21 protein-coding genes and 3 pseudogenes are annotated in these 22,191 nt (G+C 43.5%); 22 read left to right on the top strand and 2 right to left on the bottom strand.

The features are described 5' to 3' along the window. The first annotated feature begins 15 nt into the window (after window positions 1–15). The 15 genes and pseudogenes from P8F77_RS15745 (at window position 16) to P8F77_RS15675 (ending at window position 11,690) form a co-directional block, all read left to right on the top strand. Window positions 16–696: a TIGR00266 family protein gene (locus tag P8F77_RS15745; protein WP_024726401.1), complete on the top strand. Its 681-nt coding sequence runs from the start codon at window positions 16–18 to the stop codon at window positions 694–696. A gap of 240 nt (window positions 697–936) precedes the next feature. Next, window positions 937–2,190 carry a zinc-binding dehydrogenase gene (locus P8F77_RS15740; protein ID WP_024726402.1) on the top strand — a complete coding sequence of 418 codons (1,254 nt, stop codon included), beginning with the start codon at window positions 937–939 and terminating at the stop codon, window positions 2,188–2,190. 17 nt (window positions 2,191–2,207) lie between these two features. Beyond that, the gene (locus P8F77_RS15735) at window positions 2,208–2,972 is read left to right on the top strand and encodes a DeoR/GlpR family DNA-binding transcription regulator (protein ID WP_024726403.1); all 765 of its coding nucleotides are present in this window, start codon (window positions 2,208–2,210) and stop codon (window positions 2,970–2,972) included. A 38-nt stretch (window positions 2,973–3,010) separates the two neighbouring features. Then, window positions 3,011–4,855, top strand: a complete 1,845-nt coding sequence (locus tag P8F77_RS15730) for a PTS mannitol transporter subunit IICBA (protein ID WP_287520214.1) — start codon at window positions 3,011–3,013, stop codon at window positions 4,853–4,855. A 169-nt stretch (window positions 4,856–5,024) separates the two neighbouring features. Then, the gene (locus P8F77_RS15725) at window positions 5,025–5,357 is read left to right on the top strand and encodes a transposase (RefSeq protein WP_055159092.1); all 333 of its coding nucleotides are present in this window, start codon (window positions 5,025–5,027) and stop codon (window positions 5,355–5,357) included. Beyond that, the gene (locus P8F77_RS15720; protein WP_289707463.1) at window positions 5,354–6,262 is read left to right on the top strand and encodes an IS3 family transposase; all 909 of its coding nucleotides are present in this window, start codon (window positions 5,354–5,356) and stop codon (window positions 6,260–6,262) included. Before P8F77_RS15725 ends, P8F77_RS15720 begins: the two co-directional genes overlap by 4 nt. Before the next feature lie 48 nt (window positions 6,263–6,310). Next, window positions 6,311–6,505, top strand: a pseudogene (locus tag P8F77_RS15715) (XRE family transcriptional regulator); the annotation flags it as partial. A 134-nt stretch (window positions 6,506–6,639) separates the two neighbouring features. Next, window positions 6,640–6,732 (top strand): annotated as a pseudogene (locus P8F77_RS15710) (conjugal transfer protein); the annotation flags it as partial. A 122-nt stretch (window positions 6,733–6,854) separates the two neighbouring features. Then, window positions 6,855–7,460: a recombinase family protein gene (locus P8F77_RS15705; RefSeq protein WP_347256189.1), complete on the top strand. Its 606-nt coding sequence runs from the start codon at window positions 6,855–6,857 to the stop codon at window positions 7,458–7,460. Window positions 7,461–7,808: 348 nt separating this feature from the next. Beyond that, a complete protein-coding gene (locus P8F77_RS15700) occupies window positions 7,809–9,287 on the top strand; it encodes a hypothetical protein (protein WP_347256188.1) in 1,479 nt (492 codons plus the stop codon). Beyond that, window positions 9,284–9,715, top strand: coding sequence for an InlB B-repeat-containing protein (locus tag P8F77_RS15695; RefSeq protein ID WP_347256187.1), 432 nt, complete (start codon window positions 9,284–9,286; stop codon window positions 9,713–9,715). Before P8F77_RS15700 ends, P8F77_RS15695 begins: the two co-directional genes overlap by 4 nt. 77 nt (window positions 9,716–9,792) lie before the next feature. Next, on the top strand, window positions 9,793–10,053 hold the full coding sequence (locus P8F77_RS15690) for a hypothetical protein (RefSeq protein WP_347256186.1): 261 nt from the start codon (window positions 9,793–9,795) through the stop codon (window positions 10,051–10,053). Window positions 10,054–10,088: 35 nt separating this feature from the next. Further along, complete coding sequence (locus tag P8F77_RS15685) at window positions 10,089–10,547, top strand: immunoglobulin-like domain-containing protein (RefSeq protein ID WP_347256185.1); 459 nt, start codon at window positions 10,089–10,091, stop codon at window positions 10,545–10,547. Between the two features lie 481 nt (window positions 10,548–11,028). Further along, window positions 11,029–11,448, top strand: coding sequence for a sigma-70 family RNA polymerase sigma factor (locus tag P8F77_RS15680; protein ID WP_287519771.1), 420 nt, complete (start codon window positions 11,029–11,031; stop codon window positions 11,446–11,448). 41 nt (window positions 11,449–11,489) lie between these two features. Then, window positions 11,490–11,690, top strand: a pseudogene (locus tag P8F77_RS15675) (helix-turn-helix domain-containing protein). A gap of 245 nt (window positions 11,691–11,935) precedes the next feature. Here the strand turns inward: P8F77_RS15675 and P8F77_RS15670 are convergent. Continuing rightward, window positions 11,936–12,985, bottom strand: a complete 1,050-nt coding sequence (locus P8F77_RS15670; protein WP_270432710.1) for a LacI family DNA-binding transcriptional regulator — start codon at window positions 12,983–12,985, stop codon at window positions 11,936–11,938. A 287-nt stretch (window positions 12,986–13,272) separates the two neighbouring features. Between P8F77_RS15670 and iolG the strand changes: the two genes are divergently transcribed. From iolG to iolE, 4 genes are read left to right on the top strand one after another with little or no spacing between them, the layout of a single operon-like run. Further along, the gene (gene iolG, locus P8F77_RS15665; RefSeq protein WP_148459495.1) at window positions 13,273–14,280 is read left to right on the top strand and encodes an inositol 2-dehydrogenase; all 1,008 of its coding nucleotides are present in this window, start codon (window positions 13,273–13,275) and stop codon (window positions 14,278–14,280) included. 1 nt (window position 14,281) lies between these two features. Then, window positions 14,282–15,070, top strand: coding sequence for a TIM barrel protein (locus tag P8F77_RS15660; protein ID WP_024726408.1), 789 nt, complete (start codon window positions 14,282–14,284; stop codon window positions 15,068–15,070). Between the two features lie 28 nt (window positions 15,071–15,098). After that, window positions 15,099–16,454, top strand: coding sequence for a glycoside-pentoside-hexuronide (GPH):cation symporter (locus P8F77_RS15655; protein WP_148459494.1), 1,356 nt, complete (start codon window positions 15,099–15,101; stop codon window positions 16,452–16,454). 13 nt (window positions 16,455–16,467) lie between these two features. Further along, window positions 16,468–17,361, top strand: coding sequence for a myo-inosose-2 dehydratase (iolE, locus tag P8F77_RS15650; protein WP_148459493.1), 894 nt, complete (start codon window positions 16,468–16,470; stop codon window positions 17,359–17,361). Between the two features lie 47 nt (window positions 17,362–17,408). On the opposite strand, the gene P8F77_RS15645 is transcribed toward iolE, so the two are convergent. Continuing rightward, window positions 17,409–18,188 carry a class I SAM-dependent methyltransferase gene (locus tag P8F77_RS15645; RefSeq protein ID WP_270432707.1) on the bottom strand — a complete coding sequence of 260 codons (780 nt, stop codon included), beginning with the start codon at window positions 18,186–18,188 and terminating at the stop codon, window positions 17,409–17,411. 179 nt (window positions 18,189–18,367) lie between these two features. Here P8F77_RS15645 and P8F77_RS15640 point away from each other — a divergent pair, with 179 nt between their 5' ends. The 3 genes from P8F77_RS15640 to P8F77_RS15630 all read left to right on the top strand — a co-directional run bounded on the left by P8F77_RS15640 (window position 18,368) and on the right by P8F77_RS15630 (window position 22,148). Continuing rightward, the gene (locus P8F77_RS15640; RefSeq protein WP_287519776.1) at window positions 18,368–19,621 is read left to right on the top strand and encodes a zinc-binding dehydrogenase; all 1,254 of its coding nucleotides are present in this window, start codon (window positions 18,368–18,370) and stop codon (window positions 19,619–19,621) included. 3 nt (window positions 19,622–19,624) lie between these two features. Beyond that, window positions 19,625–20,407, top strand: a complete 783-nt coding sequence (locus P8F77_RS15635; protein WP_287519778.1) for a DeoR/GlpR family DNA-binding transcription regulator — start codon at window positions 19,625–19,627, stop codon at window positions 20,405–20,407. 322 nt (window positions 20,408–20,729) lie between these two features. Further along, complete coding sequence (locus P8F77_RS15630; RefSeq protein WP_095143014.1) at window positions 20,730–22,148, top strand: PTS mannitol transporter subunit IICB; 1,419 nt, start codon at window positions 20,730–20,732, stop codon at window positions 22,146–22,148. Window positions 22,149–22,191: the final 43 nt, after the last annotated feature.

Raw genomic sequence — 22,191 nt, 5'->3', positions numbered from 1 at the left:
AAGGGGTGAGGCAGTATGAAGCATGAAATCATCGGAAAGACAGTACCGGCAGTAGAAGTGGAACTTGACAAGGGAGAAGCAATGTTTACCCAGTCAGGAGCTATGGCATGGATGGACTCTTCGATCAAAGGGGAGTCCAAGATGGAGGGCGGATTTTTAAAAGGGATCGGAAGGAAGATTGCCGGAGAGTCACTCTTCATGGTGACTTATTCTTCTGTAAAAGATGGGGCGAAGATTGCTTTTGCATCAACTGTTCCCGGGACGATCCTTCCACTTCAGTTCCAGGGGACCGGAGGAATGATCTGTCAGAAAAAGGCTTTTCTGTGCGCTCAGAGGAGCGTTTCTCTGGAGACTATATTTACGAAGAAGCTGTCAGCAGGAGCTTTCGGAGGAGAGGGCTTCATACTGCAGAGACTTTCCGGAGACGGCATGGCATTTTTGGAGGTCGACGGGGATGCGGTGACTAAGGAACTGGCTCCGGGAGAGACCATACTCGTAGATACCGGAAATGTGGTGGCCTTTGAAGACGGCATAAGTTATGAGATCGAGCGGATCAAAGGTGTTAAAAATATTTTTTTCGGGGGAGAGGGATTATTTCTCACTAAGCTTACCGGACCGGGAAAGATCATATTACAGACACAGAATTTCAATGATTTTGCTGGAAGGATTGCATCGCTGATACCTTCCGGCAGCTGATTACAGCACATATAAGACAAAAGAACTGCCCGAAACAACCTACCAGGGCGGTTCTTTTTTTGTTATGTAATAGCGTGCCAGGCAACAAAAAAAGCCCATCGGGCAGGATACTCACAAATGGAAAAATTTAAGAATATTTAATATTCATATTGCCAAATGAAAATAAAAGTGGTATGATATTTTCATAATAAAAATAAATGAAAATACATGAAAACACATGAAAATCTCAAGGAGGGCATTATGCAGGTAAAAGGTGTAAGATTGTACGGAGTGGATGACATCAGATTAGAAGAATTTGAACTGCCGGAGATCAAAGATGATGAGATATTGGTAAAAGTTGTAAGCGACAGTATCTGTATGTCAACATGGAAAACTGTGAAACAGGGCGCTGGTCACAAAAGAGTGCCCAATGACGTGGCAGAGAACCCGGTATTAGTTGGACATGAATTTGCCGGAGACATCGTGAAAGTAGGAAAGAAGTGGCAGGATAAGTTCAAACCTGGACAAAAGTTTGCCCAGCAGCCGGCAATTCCGGGACAGATGGAATCTCCGGGATATTCTTATCAGTACTGCGGTGGTGCAGCAACCTACTGTATCTTCCCGAATGACATTATTGAAAAGGGATGTGTATGGACTTTTGAAGGCGACAGCTACTTTGATGCCTCTGTGGCAGAACCGATGTGCTGTGTCATCAGCGGTTATCATACAAATTACCATACGGTTCCGGGAAGCTATGAGCATGTCATGGGGACAAAAGAAGGCGGAAATATCCTGATCCTGGGCGGATGCGGACCTATGGGACTGGGTGCTGTAAGTTATGCGCTGGCTTTCGAGAATAAACCAAAACGTGTTGTAGTCACAGATATCAGCGATGACCGTGTAGAACGGGCAAAACAGGTGATCTCCATTGAAGATGCAAAAGCGGCAGGCGTAGAACTTCACTATGTGAATACTGCGGCTATGAAAGACCAGGAAAAAGAACTTATGGACATCACAGAAGGACATGGATATGATGATGTATTCGTATATGTTCCGATCACTGGCGTTGCAGAACTTGGAAATAAGCTGCTCGCTTACGACGGCTGCATGAACCTGTTTGCAGGACCGACAGATCCAAAGTTCTCAGCAAATATGAACCTGTATGACTGCCATTACTCCAGGACCAAAATTCTGGGAAGCACCGGGGGAACCATTGATGATATGAAAGAAGCGATCAACAAGGCGGCATCCAAAGAAATTAAACCGGCTGTTATGATCACACATATCGGAGGAATTGACGCAGTTGCAGAGACAACCAAAAATCTTCCGGATATTCCGGGAGGAAAGAAACTTACTTACATGCAGTTCGATATGCCGCTCACTGCCATCGATGATTTCAGAAAATTAGGGGAGAAAGATCCTCTGTTTGCAAAACTTGCAGATGCATGTGACAAACACAACGGCCTGTGGAATGCAGAAGCAGAAAAGATTTTATTTGAGCACTTTGGGGCATAAGATAAAGAGGGGTGCCAATGTTTGCAGAGGAAAGAAGAGAACAGATTCTATTATATCTTAAGAAGCATAAGCGGGCTGAGGTGAAAGAGCTTATCGAAGAGTTTCAGGTCACCGGGGCGACCCTGCGGGCTGATCTGCGGGCGATGGAAGAAGAGGGTTCCATTGTCCGAACCCATGGGGGCGCACTGCTCAAAGAAGATGTTTTGCAGAAAGAAGAATTCTTATCACTCAGAAGAGGGCACGAAGAAGAAAAGAAAGCCATTGCCAGAATCGCCAGAGCTTATGTGCAGGAGGGAGACGCGGTTATCTTGGACAGCGGAAGCACCACACTGGAGCTTGCACTGCTGTTAAAAGACGCGAAAAACATCAAAGTTATTACCAACGATCTTCAGATTGCGTTGGAACTACAGGAAAATCCGTGGATTGAACTCTATATTGTCGGGGGGAAAGTGAGAAATAATTTTCGCCTGACTCAGGGAGCTATCGGCACTGACTTTATTAAAAGTATTGCAGTCAATAAAGTATTTCTGTCTCCCAATGCCCTGTCGGTTTTCGGCGGAGCGACCACGAGCAATGAAGAGATGAAAGTGATCAAGCGGGCCATGATGGAAGCGGCAGGCGAGATTTACATGCTCTGTGACAGCTCAAAGATAGGACAGAGAGCTTTCTGCAGGTTTGCCAGACTGAGCGAATTTAAACTGATGCTCACAGATTCCGGAATTTCCAAATTAGACAAAAACGCAATAGAAGAACAGGGACTTGAAGTAAAGATATGCAAATGAGGGGGGAACGTTTGCATGGGAATGAAGGAGATGAATATATGAAAAACGCAGTACAAAGATTTGGAAAGTTTTTGAGCGCAATGGTCATGCCGAATATCGGCGCATTTATTGCATGGGGATTAATCACGGCCCTGTTTATTGAAAAGGGCTGGTTCCCGAACGCAAAACTTGCAACTATGGTAGATCCGATGCTGAAGTACATACTTCCGGTCCTGATCGGTTATCAGGGAGGTAAACTCGTAGCCGGAGACCGGGGCGGGGTCATCGCAGTCATCGCCATCCTGGGTGTGATCTGCGGAAGTGATGAGGTCATGTTCATGGGAGCAATGGCTATGGGTCCTTTTGCCGGATGGGTCATCAAGAAGTTTGACAAAGCGGCAGAGGGGCGTATTCCGGCCGGATTTGAAATGCTGGTCAACAATTTCTCTGTCGGTATCATCGGAATGATCCTGGCGATCATCGGATACTATCTGATCGGACCGGTTATGACAGCAATCCTCACCGTGCTCACGGCAGGAGTTGATTTCCTGATCGGACACAGCCTGCTGCCGCTGGTATCTGTATTCGTGGAACCTGCAAAGGTACTGTTCCTTAACAATGCTATCAACCATGGTATCTTTACTCCGATCGGAGGAGAGCAGGTACAGGCAGCCGGGAAATCAATCATGTACATGATCGAGGCGAACCCAGGCGCAGGCCTTGGAGTTCTGTCCGCATACTGGGCATTTTCCAAAGACAAAAGAACAAAGGATTCCGCACCGGGTGCGATCATCATCCACTTTTTTGGTGGAATCCATGAGATCTATTTCCCTTATGTACTGATGAATCCTGTTGTTATCATTGCATCCATCGCAGGTTCTGCCTGTGCAGTATTCTATTACTCTTTGTTTAACATCGGACTTACCGGACCGGCATCGCCTGGATCCATCATCGCCTTTTTAACAATGGCGCCGAAAGGATCAACGCTTGCCGTACTGCTCGGAGTTGTGATCGCTGCGGTTGTATCTTTCCTCGTAGCGGCCCCGATCATCAAGATGTCCAACGGAAAGAGCCTGGAAGAAGCCTCAGACAGTGTCCAGAATATGAAGGCTGCCAGCAAAGGTATTGCAAAAAAGGCAGGAGAGATCAAGAAGATCGTATTCGCCTGCGACGCAGGTATGGGTTCCAGTGCCATGGGAGCAACCAAATTCAGAAACAGGATTAAGCCGCTTGGGCTTGGCATCACAGTGATCAATTCCTCTGTTGATACGGTGCCTGCCGATACGGATGTGGTTGTATGTCAGGAGGTTTTAGCAGACCGTGCGGCCAAAAGTGCGCCAAATGCACAGCTGGTAACGATCAAGAACTTTCTCCAGGATGAGGCCATTGACGGTTTGTACGATAAACTGGCCCAGGGCCGGGAAGAAGGAGCCGTCTCTGTAAAAGAACAGACAGAACAGGCGTCTTCAGAGACAGAGGCAAAACCGATGGTCATGGTGAGGGAAGGAATCAAGCTCGGACAAAAGAGTGTCTCCAAAGAAGAAGCCATAGCGGCAGCAGGAAACTTACTTTATGAGCTGGGTTATGTAGAAAAAGAATATATTGAAGCCATGCAGGAGAGAGAACGCACAGTCACCACCTATCTTGGTATGGGAGTTGCGATCCCTCACGGAACCGGAGACGCGAAAAATAAAGTCAAGAAAACCGGTATTGTCCTTGTCCAGTATCCGGACGGTGTGGATTTCGGTGACGAAAAAGCTTACCTAGTGTTCGGAATCGCAGGAATCGGCAATGAACATCTGAAACTGCTTGGAAAGATCACACAGGTGATCGACAGTCAGGATAATCTTGACAAATTACAAACAGCGGGCAATGTCCAGGATGTTTTGGATATGCTGAAATAAAATGAAAATGAGAGCTTTTGCAGGGCAGGCCGGAGTAAGGACTGTCTTGCAGAAGCTTTTGTTTTGAGAAATACTTAACATATGACAAATAATGGTGTGGTATAAAAAAGTTGACAGTTTATTCTCAAGGATTTCATAATAAAACCAAGAGAATAAGGAGGTATTCAAAGTGGCACGTAAATATGACCATGAATACAAAGTACAGGCAGTAAAACTTGCCAAAGAAATCGGAGGCGCCAAAGCGGCTAAAGAACTGGGAATCCCTGAAGGAACCATCCATACATGGCTGAAAGCCGTAAGAGCTGGCAAGTTGGATATTGGGGAAGGTTCCCATACCCCTGCCAGCGCAATGAGCCTGTCAGAAGAGATTACCATGCTGCGTAAGAGGGTTAAGGAGCAGGATAAAGAAATCCGTCGCCTAAAGGAAGAAAACGAATTTTTGGAGGAGGCCAGCGCTTTTTTCGCCGCCAGCCGTCGGAAGTCAGTAAAAACCAGAGAATGATCTTTTTGGCTTTGAAAACAGAGGACGGCAGGATTACCGGGAAAATTTCATTTTATTGCCGAATGCTTGGTATCAGCCGGCAAGGCTTCTATAAATATCTTGAAACCAAAGATCGTCCCTGGAAGTACCAAGACCTGGCGGATGCCATGAAAGAAATCGCCAGCGAGGATGAATGTAACGATACTTACGGACGGATTCGGATGTATCAGGCACTGTGCCTGAAGCGGCCGGAGGGAGTGTCGATTCCCAGTGAGCGGACCGTATACCGGGTCATGGACCAAATTGGCCTGAGCCATCGCCCCAAGCGAAGACCGAACGGGATCACAAAGGCAGACCGGGAGGCTATGAAATCAGATGATCTGCTGAAACGGGATTTCCATTCAGATGCCCCATTAGAAAAATGTATTACAGATATCACGGAAATCCCGGCGTCCAATGGGAAACTGTATGTATCTGTGATTTTCGACTGCTTTGATCTTAGCGTCCTTGGTCTGGCAATGGAAACAAACATGAAAGCAGATCTGTGTGTCCATACACTGGAAAACGCCCTGACTGCTTATCCTGCACTGGAAGGCGCTATCATCCACAGTGACCGTGGAACACAGTACACCAGTGAGGTCTACCGTCAGGCCATTCGGAAGTATCACATCCATCAAAGCATGAACAGTGCCGGAGGACGCTGCCATGATAATGCCCGTTGCGAGAGCATGTGGGCCAGAATGAAGACAGAACTTCTCTACGACCGCTATGAAACAAAGCAGATGACTGTAGAGGAATTAAAGGTACTCATTTGGAGATACTTCCTCAGCTACTGGAATAACCGGAGGATATGCTCTGCCAATGGCGGGCTTCCACCTATGATAAAACGCAGGCAGTATTATGAGGATTTGGAACTGGCCGCATAGTCAGTGATATGCTTGAGAAAAATGTGTCAACTAATATTGACAATATCACATTTGAAATTTCAGAAGATTTTAGACCGTTATGATGATTTATACAGCATGGATATGTTCGGGGAAAGCACAGAGGGACACAAGTATAAAACACCTTACTATGCTGTAAAAAGGATAAATCCAAATTCAAAGGAAGATGTGGAACTTTTACAGGAAGTATTAAGGAATAATTATTTTAATGATGAGGACGAGTAACTTTTTTCCTCTTGCGAGAAGATACAGCAAACAAAAAGCCCGATCAAGAGTGCAAAGCACCACCAATGGTGGCAAGCTCTTGACAGGGCTTTTTCTTTTCTGTGCTGGGTAATCAAGAGGAAGAAAGGGATAAAATCTGATTTATGGTAAATCAGACGAAGGCAATGCAGGTATCGCAGTTTGAGCTTGTGCTACATAAGGATAGTAACCGGAAGATTGTAAGATAGATTTATAACAGCGTGCATTTTTTTGTAAGTCTGCACGCTGTCCTTTGCCTTTCATTCATCTTTTATCCTAATACCTTGATTATAATCTCCTTTGTGGATAATAGACAAAGGAGGAATTTAATATGGCGAAATACGCATATATCCGAGTTTCAAGCAAAGACCAGAATATCGCAAGGCAGGTGGAAGCCATGCAGGAAATTGGACTGACAAAGAAACAGATGTATATTGATAAACAATCAGGAAAGGATTTTATACGCAAGAATTATCAAAGGCTGGTAAAAAAGCTGAAAGCAGGCGACGAGCTTTATATTAAGTCCATAGACCGTCTGGGACGTGATTATGATGAAATACTAGAACAATGGCGTTATCTAACAAGAGCAAAAGACATTGAATTGATTGTGTTGGATTTCCCTCTGCTTGATACCAGAAATCAAGTGAATGGCGTTACAGGAAAATTTATAGCAGATTTGGTATTGCAGATACTTTCCTATGTCGCCCAGATTGAAAGAGAAAATACGAAACAAAGACAAGCGGAAGGAATACGTATTGCAAAAGAAAAAGGCGTACAATTTGGCCGACCAAAGCATGATTTCCCAGAACAATTTGAAGAAATTTATCAACTGTGGGAAACTGGGGAAATCAGTATGCGTGAGGGTGGACGACGACTAAATACCCATCACACAACATTTGCGAGGTGGATAGCCCGTTATCAACAACAAAAGGCATAAAAAGTAGACTTTCTACACCACTTCTAAACTTTGGATTTTTGTATTGATTTAAGTTTAAAACCGCTGTTTTTATCCAAAATTATCCTACACTAAATGATAGCACACACGGCACAAAAAGTCTGCTTTTTGTGCCGTACATACTTCTACTATTCAATCCTTTTTATCCTGATATGAATATCATAATCTACATTGAGGAGAGGGGGAAAACGAGATAACGGCAAAACGAAAATTTCTTGTAATGGGAAATTGGGAGAGCGAACCAGAAAAACAGTGGCTCATGAAAATGCAGGATTTGCCCTGTCTGGTTCAAGACCTCCAAAAAATGAATAATTAAAAAGGAGAAAAAAGATGAAACCAAAAAAAACAAAAAGCATTCTCGCCTGCGTGGTTATCTTATGTATGGTCTTTGGTATTCAATCTAATCTTGCCTTCGTTTTCGCACAGGAAAATGATGATACCATAGTGCAGGAAAATATAACTGATTATACAACAGATGAAACTGATACGGCTGGTGCAACAATGGACGACACTAAAGATACAAACACAACAGGCAAAGATAAGGTAAACACAGAAGCAGAGAGTGAACCTGTGAAGATGAACAATAGTATTACTCCTGCAAGTGAAAAAATCCCACAGTCTGATGGTGCGGTGGTAGACAGTGAAACGACTATCACTAGTGATACTACTTGGAGCAATGAAACAATACTGACAGAAAGTTTAAAAGTAAATCCTGATGTTACTTTAACTCTTGGAGCAAATGTAACTATCTCTGGAAATATCACTATCTCTGGCGGAGGTACTATCAAACGTGATACAAATTATACTGGTATATTGCTTTCTGTACCCGCTGGCTCTAGTCTGACACTCAACAATATTACTGTGGATGGTGGTGCAATTTTTGGAACAATATATAATCCTGAATATGATGTAAATGAGGTTTCTTTTGCAACGCTAGGACATAGTTTATATAACATAGGTACAAAGAATAGTGATTCTATAGTCTATGTGGAAAATGATGGAGAACTTGTGATTTCTAGCGGAACATTATTAAAAAATAATGACCGAACAAATGGTAAAATGGAAGCAAGCAATCCGACTGCTGGAGCAATTAACAATTTGGGCAAAGTTACTATGAATGGTGGAATGATTACACGCTGTCGTGCGGGAGCTGGTGGAGCTGTCTTTAGCAGAGGTACTTTTATTATGACTGGAGGCGAAATTTGTAATAACGCTGGATATCGTACTGTGAATAGTGACTATGCAGGAGGTGGATTACGAGCAATCGGTCCAGCATATCTGAGTGGTGGTATTATTCATCATAATGTTTCGAGCTATGGCGGTGGTATTTATTGCGAAAATACATTAGACATTGGTGGCAATTTTCAACTAAAAAATAACTATGCAACAGCTGCTGGTGGCGGTATTGGGTGCTCATGGGGTAGCAATGGTCTTCCATCAATAAATATGATGGGTGGCGAAATTACCAACAATCAGATCGGTAGCGAAACAGTTTCATGGGGTACACGAGAAGGAGCAGGTATTACTGGTGCATATTACAATTTCAATATGACGGGGGGGATAATTAAAAATAATACTATTGCAGATGATGCTAAAGGAGATAAACGTTCTATTGATATACTCAATGCTTCACACACCTCAAATACTCATACATTTAAAATTAGCGGAAATTCTATAATCGGAAATGGAAAATCTGGTGGCTTAGGTTTATGGCATGAGTGGACTTTTAAAAATACATTTTCTACTGTCTCTTATACACATCTGACGCTTCAAATATTTATATTACGGAAAATTATTATTCAGGTTTGAAAGCAGGTGTAATAATTATTCAAGCTACAAATGAATACAAAATTGTTTCCAGTGATATTGAGAAAATCCACATTGGCAATGAAAATCTTTTTGCTTATCTCGACTCAGCTAATAATGTTGTTAAAATTACTGATTTGAGGCTTAATGGTGGAACAGTTACGGATACAAGTCCTTTAGGAAAAAGACAGTTGCCAGTTCCTGTCAAGGAAGGCTACATCTTCAATGGTTGGTATAATAAAGAAGAGTTTAATGGTGAAATAATGAATACAGTTGAAGAGGGACAAATCTATTATGCCAAATGGACTGAAAAAACGTCTACATCTGTTTCTTTCAGAGAGAACTTAAATTTGAATAAAATCTATGATGGAAATGCTATGTCTTTATCAGAAAATGATTATATCGTAACAGAGGGTGCAGGAAAAAAGTAACATTCACTTATCAAGAAAAAGATGGCAACAAATGGAAAGATATTACTTCTGCTCCGATAAATGCTGGCACATATCAAGTGAAAGCAATTGTTGCGGAAAATGATACTCATAAGCGAGCAGAAACAGACTGGAAAGAGTTTATAATCAGTAAGGCAATGCCGACTTACGAAGTACCAACTAACTTGACAGCTATTGTTGGACAGACCCTTGCAGACGTAACACTTCCAGAGAGCTTTGCGTGGCAGGACGATACAACAACTTCTGTTGGCAGTGCTGGAACAAATACATTCAAAGTGACATATACGCCAAAAAAGATACGACTAATTATAATACTGTAACAGATATTGAAGTTACATTGACAGTCAATCCAAAAATGGAAGAATTAAACGCAATTCCAACAATCAATGCCAGTGATAAGACATTGACAGTTGGCGATACATTCAATCCATTAGAGGGTGTTACTGCTTCTGATAAAGAAGACGGCGACCTTACAAAAGTAATCGAAGTCTTAGAAAATAACGTAGATACAAGCAAGGCTAGCATTTATGAAATTACATACAAAAGTAACAGACAGCAAGGGGGCTTCAAGCACAAAACGATTACCGTTACTGTCAAGGCAAAAGACACACAAAATCCAACAATAGATGATAACAAGAAACCGTCTGCAACGGATACGGATAAGAAACCAGCAAGCACAGATAAACAGACAACGTCTAACAGCCCTAAAACTGGTGACAGCACGAATATGACAACATGGCTTGCGCTCATGTTCGTATCTCTTGGTCTGCTGGCTGGCGTATTCACAGTAAGGAAATCACGCAAAAGCAGATAAAGACTGCGGGGAATTTTATGGATAGAGATATTTTTGAGGACATGGATAGAGATATTTTTTTGAGGACATGAAGTTTGACCTCTATTCCAAAGAAACAAGAATTTTGTGACTATGTTTTTCGTGCGGAGCTGTCTATATTTATGATGATTTACCCAGGAATACATCAAGAATACAGTAGGAAAAGATATAAACTATTTAAAGCTTACAGACTATATGTTTTGTACGGGCATATTTTTTTTTTTATGTGACTGCATGTTTTTCGTGACAACGGAGCTGTCTAGTCTCTTATGATAAATACCGCAGGAATAGCAGATACAATTAGGCTATGCAGGAAAAGATAAATCAAATATCACTTTTTAGCTCGTACAGACTATATGTTTTTAGCTTTTTTATATACCTCTTTTTGCAGTTATAAACAAATATTTTCGCTATGAAATATTCCGTTTGTATAGTTTAGCTCTTGCAGAAAGGAGATGAGATTATGGGAACCTCTTCTTTCGAGCATATCGTCAGATTACAATTTAATGCTTTGATGATGATTGTCATTAAAGGTGCATTATCAAGTCATAGAAGACAGATTGCTAGGCGTTCAAAACATGAAATACTATTTTGTGAATTGCCTGAAATGAAACAAATTGAACATGGTATGAATGATGAATATTCTTGCGATTTTGTATCGTTTCAAGTTATGCATTTTGTAATTTATGTAGCTGATGAAGAATTAAGTACAGCATTGAAAGAATTAACAGAGAAACAGCGTAATGCTATCTTGTTGCATTTCTTTCAAGGCATGAACGACAGAGAAATCTCAAAATTGTATCATGTATCACGTTCAGCTATCAATAACAGACGGGTTAGAGGACTAAGAAAATTACAGAAGTTATTGAATGAAAGGGAATAGGAAAAATGAAAAAAGATTAAGGTTATCCCTCTTACGACCTTATTTGCAGAGCGTCTAATGGAGATGAAAAGGCAGTCAGATGAATTTTAGACTTTTACAACGCTTATATCTCTAAAGTATGCTTGCGTCCATGCTATCATGCAAATGGTACTGTAAATATGCAGGTTGATGAAGAATTAAAAGGTCGAATTCATACAGAAATGATGAAAGCCATTTTAAGGTTTGAAATCAGAGAGAAGTAGTCAAGTGGTATGAAAAAAGGAGATACACAGTTTCATTTCATGTGCTATCTCCCTTGTGGTTTATATTGTCATATCAAGGCTCTTCAATCGTGGTAAAATGAATGTTTTTCAATTTTGAAATTGCTTATAAATATAGTGTTTATGGGGATAATTCAAAATCTTATATAAAATTTATCATAAATATTTTATGTACGTCAAAAATCCGGAGAGGGATCAGAGATGATCCTTTCCCGGATTTTTAAGTTTTATGAGTTCTCCAGGTTCTGGGAGCAGATGATGGAGATGTTGGTATTCGTTTCTTCCGATTCTGGAAGTTTCCCTTTCTGCAGATAGTCCCGCAGGTAGATCATAGGCAGATAGCCCTGTCTGAAAATATCCTGGGAAATTGTAAAATCAATACTTCCATTTTGTAGAAGCCGTTTTGTGCTCTCTGATATATCATGGCAGATGATCTTAAGAGAATCCTTCATGCCCAGTGTGTTTACGGCCTCGGTACATCCGGCCACACTGCGGTTGGCCATATATATACCGCAGATACCGGAGGTCTGTTCAAGAGCCTCCGTAACTTTCCGGAAAGTTGTCTGATAGTCATTGTATGTCTCAATGACCTGTATCTGGTCTTTTCTAAAACCGATTTCTTCCATCCTGTCCAGAAAACCTTCCAGGCGGGTCCGGTGACCGTCAAATTCCAGGTTTCCCACAGCAGCCAGGATGCTGCCTGAAACGGGGATACACTTGCTCAGAAGCTCAGCGGCAATGCGCCCGCTCTTATGATAGTCCTGTCCGATGAAACAGAGCCGCCGGCTTTCCGGAAGATCCGAATTCAATGTGATGACGGGGATATTGTTGTCGTTCAGCGCAGAGACGTGAGTTTCAATGGAAGGATTGTTGAGGGCGCACAGGGCGATGCCCTGGACTTCTTCATCCAGCAGTTCATCCAGCAATTCGATTACCTCGCCGGGAATATCTGTCTTGCATTCTTTCAGAATAATCTCTACGTGAAAATCCTCCAGCTCAGACCGGGCCGCATCGATGCCCCGTAAAATTTCAGTTTTAAAATGGCCTGTCCAGTTGGGCAGGAGTACTCCCAGTTTTATATGAGAATAGGAAACTTCGGACAGCTTGGTCTGGTATGCCTGTCTCGGTGACAGATAGCCTGTTTCCCGGATCGCTTTCATGACCCTGTCATGGACGTCTGGGCTGACATGGGAACGGTTGTTTAATACCCGGTCTACGGTGCCCCTGGAAACTCCGGCCAGCTCCGCGACCATCTGTATCGTAGGTTTCTTTTTCATTGGAATGCCTTCTTTCTCTGCTTTCTTGTGTGCATTTGCATTCTATCATATCAGGAAACATGCTGCAATGCTTTGGGTTGGTCATTTTTCACAAAGGACCAGGCGCAGAAGCCTGATAAACACGTAATGTGCAAAAGCACATATAACGTATAATGCACAAAAATACAGAAAACCAATTGATTGCATTGACTTTGCTGCTGGGTGGACCTATAATTATAAGTGCAAAAGCACATGAATGATACAAAAACACAATTAAATCAAAATCATCAGAAAGTGAGGTTCATCAAATGAAAGTAGGAATCATTGGAGCAGGGAGAATCGGAAAGGTACATGCAAAAAATATCTCTATGTTTGTGCCGGAGGTTGAGATCAAGACAGTTGCGGATCCGTTTATGAACGCAGAAACAGAAAGCTATCTAAAAAACTTAGGGGTCCGGGAAGTGACAAAAGAAGCCCGGGATATTTTAAATGACAGGGAAATCGAGGCTGTTCTGATATGTTCTTCCACAGACACTCACTCAAAATACATCATAGAGTCCGCCAGGGCAGGGAAACATATCTTCTGCGAAAAACCGGTTGACTACGATTTAGATAAGGTTCATGAGGCTGTCAAGGCGGCTTGTGATGCCGGAGTAAAGCTTCAGATCGGATTTTGCCGCAGGTTTGACCACAACCACAGGGGAGTGTACGACGTGGTGAAATCCGGCAGGATCGGGGATGTACATATGATCAGGATCAGCTCCAGGGATCCGGAGCCGCCGGCCATTGACTATGTAAAAGTATCCGGAGGAATTTTTTACGATATGATGATTCACGATTTTGACATGGCAAGATTCCTGGCCGGCTCAGAGGTAACAGAAGTCCATGCGGCAGGTTCTGTGCTTGTTGACCCGGAGATCGGGAAAGCGGGGGATGTGGATACTGCCGTGGTTACCTTAAAGTTTGAAAACGGAGCCATCGCAGTCATAGACAACAGCAGAAAGGCTGTGTACGGATATGATCAGAGAGTAGAGGTATTCGGTTCCAAAGGCTGTGTAAGAAATGAAAATGACGTACCAAATACGGTTGTAGTATCTGATGAAGACCGGACGAGCTATGAAAATACATATAAGATCATGTGGGACCGCTACACAGGAGCTTTCGTCTCCGAGATCCAGGCATTCGCAGATGCAGTGTTGAATGATACCGAGACACCAGTGGGCGGAGAAGACGGCCTGTATCCGGTGCTCATGGCTGCAGCGGCGACAAAATCCCTGAAAGAAGGAAGACCGGTCAAAATCGCGGAGGTAGAATAAAATGGGTTTAAGAAAATGTGCATGTATCGATACTTTATACACAGAGCTGCCCTGGAACGAACGTTTCCAGGCAGCCAAGGATGACGGGTTTGAAGCTGTGGAATTCTGGGACTGGAGAATCCGGGATCTTGAGGAAACAGCGAAGGCCGCAAAAAATGCAGGAATCCAGATCAGCGGGTTTAACGGTGATGCTGATTATTCCCTGGTGGACCCTGAGCATAAGGAGAAGTATCTGACTGAGTTAAAAAAATCCATCGGAGCGGCTAAAAAAGTAGGAGCGCTCAGTGTCACGATCCATTCTAACGCTTTGGGGGACGGCGGAGTTGTTGTAAACCATTATGATCACCTGTCGGATACAGTAAAGCTCTGCGCGATGTACGACACACTCTTGGAATGTGCCAAGCTTGCCGAAAAAGAAGATATCAATGTCAATCTGGAAGCGCTGAACATTACAACAGACCATGAGGGGAACTTCCTGAAATATACTCAGATGGGTGCAGAAATATGCAGTCTCATCGGTTCCCCGAGACTGAAACTATTGTATGACGTTTATCATATGCAGATCAATGAAGGCTGCATCTGTGACACAATTAGTAATTACAGCGGGCAGTTCGGACATATCCATGTGGCAGACGCACCGGGAAGACATGAACCGGGTACTGGTGAGATCAATTATAAAAAGGTGATCAGACATCTTGAGGAATGCGGATATGAGGGTTACGTGGGATATGAATTGTTTCCTCTCACCGATACAAAAGCTGCAGTTAAGGCAATCATGGAAGAATGTTAATGCGCAGGAAAAAGGATGGGTATAAATTATGAAGAAAATATCATTTGGAACGAGAGTCGCCTACGGGTGCGGCGATACGGCATGTAACATCGTCTACGGCATGATCTCCACCCTGCTCACCCTGTTTTACACAGACTACGCGGGTGTCTCTCCCATCACCATCGGTATGGTCATGTTAATCTCAAGGGTTTTTGACGGTAGCTCAGATCTGATCATGGGATTCCTTGTGGACAGGACAAAATCCAGGTGGGGAAAATCCAGGCCGTGGCTGCTGTGGATGACGGCCCCTTATGCGATTGCCGCAATCTTAATGTTTACTGTGCCTCATTCCACAGAGTTTGTAAAAGGCATCTACATATTTGTAACCTATAACCTGACAACGACGGTTATCTACACGGCGATCAATGTTCCATACGGATCGCTCTCAACCATGATGACTAGGGATTCATACCAGCAGGATCTGCTTTCCATTTTCCGCATGATTTTATCTCCGGTGGGAAGGATCATATCTGTCACATTTACCATGCCGTTGGTAAAGCTGTTCGGGGATGACCAGTCAGCATGGGTCAAGACCATGTTTCTGTGGGTTGCCATTGCCGTTGCGCTCCTGCTGTTCTGCTTTTTTAAGTGTGAAGAGACAGTGAAAGTGGACGTAAAAAAAGAAAAGAAGGTCTCTGTAAAGAAGAATCTGAAAGCACTTCTCACCAACAAATATTTCTGGTGCGTGCTGGGGCTCTGGTCCATCCAGGTCATTCATCAGACCATCGTAGGGACTGATCTTCCTTATTACTGTAAATATGTATTCAAAAATGATTCGTGGATGTACAGCGCCCTGTATTTTCTTGAGACAGCGGTCATGATACTGGGGGCTATGGCTTGTCCGTTCCTGATCAAAAGGTGGGGAAAACGGAATGTGACCCTTGCTGGAAGTATCTTAGCCGTGGTGTCCCATCTTCTGATCCTGGTAAATCCATTCAGTTTCCAGTGGTTCTTTGTTGTGACCCTGATTCGTTCTGTTGGTGTATCCCAGCTTTCCGCCACGATCTTCGGCATGCTGGGTGACGTAGTGGAATACGGCTACTGGAAAAACGGCTTCCGTCAGGAAAGCCTGATCTTCGGAGGAGCAAGCCTTGGATTTAAGGTGGGGACTGGTATCGCCAGTGCATTGATGACTGGACTGATGACAGCCAGCGGCTATATCAGCTCCACCAGCGGAAATGTGGTACAGCCGGCTTCTGCAGTGAATACGATTGGAAATATCTATAAATTTGGTCCGGTCATCATATGGGTGGCAGCGATCATTCTTCTGCTGATCTATAAGCTTGACAAGGAGTATCCGTCCATCTCCAAAGAACTGGAGGAGAGAGAACTGAACGAGGCATAGAAAGGAATAAGAAATGTTGGACAAAAATAAAGTGAAGCTGGGCATTGCGCCCATCGGCTGGACAAACGATGACATGCCGGATCTTGGGAAGGAAAATACATTTGAGCAATGTATAAGTGAAATGGCACTGGCTGGTTTTACGGGATCTGAGATCGGCGGCAGATACCCGAAGGACCAGGGGATCTTAAAGAAGGCATTAAGCCTCAGAGGCATCGAGATCTGTAACTGCTGGTTCTCTGCATTTCTGCTTACCAAACCTTACGGGGAGGTTGAAAAAGAGTTCATAGACCAGGCACGGTTTCTGAAAGATATGGGTGCGAAGGTGATCGGTGTCTCCGAACAGAGTTACAGCATCCAGGGGAAGGATGTCCCGGTCTTTGAAGGAAAATATGTGATGAATGAGAAAGAGTGGAAGAGACTGACGGATGGGCTGAACAGGCTCGGGAAGGCAGCCAGGGAGATCGGTATCACATTGACGTATCATCACCATATGGGAACGGTGATACAGACAGAGGAAGAGATTGACCGTTTTATGGATTCGGTGGATCCGGAGCTGGTATTCTTACTGTTTGACAGCGGTCACTGTTCCTTCGCTGGGATCTCACCCGTAAAGATCCTTGAAAAATATATCGGCAGAACAAAACATATTCATTTGAAGGATCTGCGCACCGATGTTGTAAAACGGGCAAAAGAAGAGAAGTGGAGTTTCTTAAAAGGAGTCAGGAACGGAACCTTCACAGTGCCTGGGGACGGGGATGTAGACTTTGAACCTATCTTTGACTTGATCGGATCAAGGGGGTATGAAGGTTATGTGGTCGTGGAGGCCGAACAGGACCCCGCAGTGGCGAATCCTTTGGAATATGCTATGAAAGCCAGAAACTATATAAAAGAAAAAACAGGCCTGTAAGACAACAAAGAGGAACCGTTCCATTTCATAAGAGCGGTTCCTCTTTGTTATTTGTAAGCGCTGACTCTAAGTCTGCGGAATGGCTGAAAACATGTTCCGTCAGGCTGAAGAGCTGTCTGCAGGGAGGCTTCTATGACTTCATGCCGGAAGGCCTCTTTTTGAGCCTCAGGGACACATTTGATAAAAGGTACGATGCTGGGCTGGTCGATCCACCGGATCATTTCATCAGAGTTTGAAAAATACCGGTCCGCATTTTCTTCTATGATCTCTGCAGAGGTAAATCCAGACTGCTTCATGAAAGCTTCATATTCGTTTTTGGAAGGCATAAACCATGGCCATTCAAAGAAGGTGAAGTATGGTTTAAATGGGTCAGTTTCCATAATCCTGCGGATGGATCCAAAGAAATCAGAACAGTTTCCCTGTCCGGCAAAATTCCATAAGATCCTTCCGCCAGGTTTTAACGCGGCGTGAGAGTGCCTTAAAAGAAGGGAGTGGTCCTTTACCCAGTGCAGTGCAGCGTTGGAGAAGATCACGTCAAACTCTTCTTTAAACGCCATATCAGCCATGTCCATATGATAAAACTGTAAATTATACTTCTCAAGCTGTCTTGCCGTCTTAATCATTCCTTCAGAGGCATCGATCCCCACAACTTTTCCTTCAGGGACCAGAAGGGATAACTGTTCTGTCAGAACCCCGTCCCCGCAGCCTAAGTCCAGAATGGATTCCTTTCCCGTTAGATTCAATTCTAAAATTAACCGAGTACCCCATTCCTTTTGATGCCTTGAAGCTTTTTTATACTTTTCACCGTTGAATTCATATGTCTCCATTGATTTTACCCTCCTTGCCGATTGAATTGATCTGCCTATTATATCACGCCGCTGAGCGAGGATTCAATCAAATTGACTGTTGCCAAACAAAAGAAGGCGTGGTATGATATTTGTGAAATGAAAAAAAATATAAATTTTTAAAAATAATTAAAAATTTTTGCAAAGCCAGGAGGGGCATTATGAAGGCTAAAGGTGTGAGAATGTATGGGGCAAAAGATATCCGGCTGGAAGAGTTTGAACTGCCGGAGATCAAAAAAGATGAGGTGCTTTTGAAGGTCATGAGCGACAGCATCTGTATGTCTACATGGAAGGAAGTAAAACTGGGAAGCGGTCATATCCGCGTACCTGACGATATCGCAGACCATCCAGTCATCATCGGACATGAGTTTTCCGGAGTGATCGAAAAGGTGGGATCTAAATGGGCAGATGAGTACAAAGCTGGAGAACGGTTTGTTGTGCTGCCGGGTATCCCGGATCAGATGGGGGCACCGGGTTATTCCTATGAGCACTTCGGAGGCGCGGTAACTTACTGCATCGTTCCAAACGATGTCATTGAAAAAGGCTGCCTGCTCCACTATGACGGTGATGCTTTCTATGAGGTTTCTGTGTCAGAGCCTATGTACTGCATCATCGGCGGTTATATGGCCAACTACCATACAAAACCTGAGACCCATGAACATTTTATCGGAGCAAAAGAGGGCGGAAATATCGCAATTCTTGGAGGATGCGGACCGATGGGGCTGGGCGCTATCAGCTATGCGCTCGCTATGGAAAATAAACCTAAAATGGTTGTAGTCACAGAGATTAATGACGACCGAATTAACAGGGCAAGAGAAGTAATCTCAGAAGAGGATGCCAAGGCGAGGGGCGTTGAGCTTCATTATGTAAATACAGCAAAGATGGACGATGAAGTCAAAGAACTGATGGATCTCACCGGAGGAGAGGGATATCATGATGTGTTTGTATACGCTCCGGTAAAAGCCATCGCGGAGACAGGAAACAAGATCCTTGCGTTTGACGGATGCATGAACCTTTTTGCAGGACCTGCCGACAGTGGATTTTCCGCAGACATGAACCTGTATGACTGCCATTACAGAAATACTAAGCTTCTGGGATCTTCAGGGGGCATTAAGGCAGACCTTCTGGAAGCGCTCGATCTGATCGCGAAGAAAGAGGTAAATCCGGCCGTTATGATCACTCATGTCGGAGGCATCAATGCAATCGTTGACACAACCCTTCATTTACCTGAGATACCGGGAGGAAAGAAGCTTACTTATACACAGTTTGAAATGCCGTTAACTGCCATTGATGATTTCAGAAAACTGGGTGAGACGGATCCTCTGTTTGCGAAGCTCGCGGATGCCTGCGATAAGAATCAGGGATTATGGAATAAAGAAGCAGAAGAGATTTTATTAGATCATTTCGGAGTATAATATATGTTTGCAAGAGAGCGGAAAGAAGAATTGCTCGCCTACATGAGAATACATAAAAAGGCTGGCATCCATGAATTATCGGAAGAATTCCATGTGACCGGCGCCACCATAAGGTCCGACTTGAGTGAATTGGAGAAAGAGGGACACTTGATTCGGACCCACGGCGGTGCACTGTTAAAGGAAGATGAAGTTACTAAGGAGGCATTTCTTGCCTCCCGGTGGAATTTAAACCCGGATAAAAAAAGGATCATTGCCGAGGGAGCAAAGGAATATGTCAGTGAGGGTGATATCATCTTGATCGACAGCGGTTCCACCATGCTGGAGTTTGCAAAGGTTCTGACGGACTTCAACGACTTGAAGGTTGTGACAAACGATTTGAACATCGCTCTTGAACTGCAAAAAAAACCTTCGATTCAGGTGATACTGATCGGAGGAACTGTAAGGAACCAGTTTGATTGTACCTTTGGTTCTCTGGGGATCGAATTCCTTGAGAGGATTTCTGTGGATAAACTGTTTTTATCACCGAATGCTTTATCTGTGTCCAAAGGGCTGACCACGCCAAATGAGGAGACGGCAGCGATGAAGCGTGCGATGATGAGAACCGCTACGGAAGCATACATGCTGTGCGACAGTACGAAGATTGGACGCAAAACCTTTTGCCGGTTTGCGAGGCTCTGTGATTTTCAGTATCTGATCACAGATGATGGGATTGGAAGTGCTGACAAAAAGGAACTTGAAAAACAGGGAATGAAGGTAAAGGTGTGCAGGATGAAGACCGGGGACTGACTTGGTCTTTATCTGGCCACCGATAATGAGTTAAAATTTTATTTTCGAAAAAAGGGGAGAAAAATGATGAAAATTATTCTCCCTTTTTTGTGTTAGGAGGATCAGTAAAACCACGTTTTTATGCAGTTTGTAAGGGATAAATAAGGGAAAATATGTAAGAAAACTTTGTCAAAAATTCTTCTGCAAAATTTACCACTGGCAATAGTGGACGTATAAAAATACAATCAATATAATGGAATTATAGATAAACGTTTATCAAGTTAATACCATTAACCGCAGAAATAAATTATACCAAAAAAGAGGACAAAAAAGGAGGATTGTTATGGCAAATGGTTTCAAAGCTAAAGTCCAAAAAATGGGCGGCTTCCTGTCAGGAATGGTCATGCCGAACATTGGAGCATTGATTGCCTGGGGTATTTTCACATCTTTGTTCCTGAAGACTGGATATTTTCCAAATGCAAAACTGGCCGAAGTAATTGAGCCTACACTTAAGTTCTTAATTCCATTGTTATTTGCTTACACTGGGGGGCATACTGTTTACGGAAGACGTGGTGCTGTAGCAGGTACCGTAGCAACAATCGGTGTTATCGTTGGATCTGACGTAACGATGATGATCGGTGGTATGGTAATGGGACCTCTCGGTGCGTGGATCATCAAACAGGTTGATAAAATCTTTGACGGTCACATAAAACCAGGTCTGGAAATGTTAGTAGATAACTTTTCACTTGGTATCGTGGGAGCAATCATGATGATACTTGGCTACATGATCGTAACACCGATCTTCTCAGCAATCACAGGTGTGTTAACAGTTGCCGTTGATTTCCTTGTAAGCCACAGCTTAATCCCATTGACAGAAATCTTTGTAGTTCCTGGACAGGTACTGTTCCTGAACAACGCGATCAACCATGGTATCTTTACACCGTTGGCGATCGAGCAGGCAGCAGAAACAGGGAAATCTATTTTGTACTTAATCGAAGCAAATGGTGGTATGTGGGCAGGTCTTGTATTAGCATTCTGTGTATTCGGTAAAGGAATGGCTAAAAAATCTGCACCAGGTGCGGCAATCATTCAAATCATCGGTGGTATTGGAGAAGTTTCTTTCCCATATGCACTGATCAAACCGATCACACTCTTAGGGCCTATGCTCGGTGGTATCGCAGCAGTATTCTGGCTTCAGATCATGGACGGTGGTGCTGTAGCAGCCGTATCTCCTGGTTCTTTGATCATGTTAATCGTTATGTCACCAAAGGGCAAACTATTTGTCAACTTGATGGCTTACTTGATAGCAACCGTGGTATCCTTTGCGGTGACAGCATTCTTCTTAATGAGGGATAAAACACCAGAGGATGAACAGGAAGTTGCTGGAATCGACATGAGCCAGTTTGTGGAAAGCCACAGCGCTCCTGGAGAAGAGAAAAAAGCAGCAGCAACAGATACAACTCTTCCGAAAAAAGAAGTTAAAAAAGTTGCATTTGCATGTGATGCTGGAATGGGGTCCAGCGCAATGGGTGCTTCTATGCTGAAGACACAGCTGAACAAGATTGGAATGTTCATTGATGTCAGCCATGTATCCATTCATCAAATTCCAGCAGACATAGATGTTATCGTAACGAACGAAAACTTATATGAAGCTGCAAAAAATTCAGCTCCTGCAGGAGTTCCGGTCATAGCGATCGAAAATTTCCTGGATGCGGCAGAACAGGCAGCAATCGCAAAGAAGATTAAAGACATGTCTGAATAGTCAGGCTGCGGCGCCATAATTGAATGATTATGGCGCCTTATAA

It is taken from the genome of Anaerostipes sp. PC18, from assembly GCF_039789045.1.
GTDB lineage: Bacteria > Bacillota > Clostridia > Lachnospirales > Lachnospiraceae > Anaerostipes > Anaerostipes hominis.
This window is presented reverse-complemented; position numbering and strand designations above follow the sequence as displayed.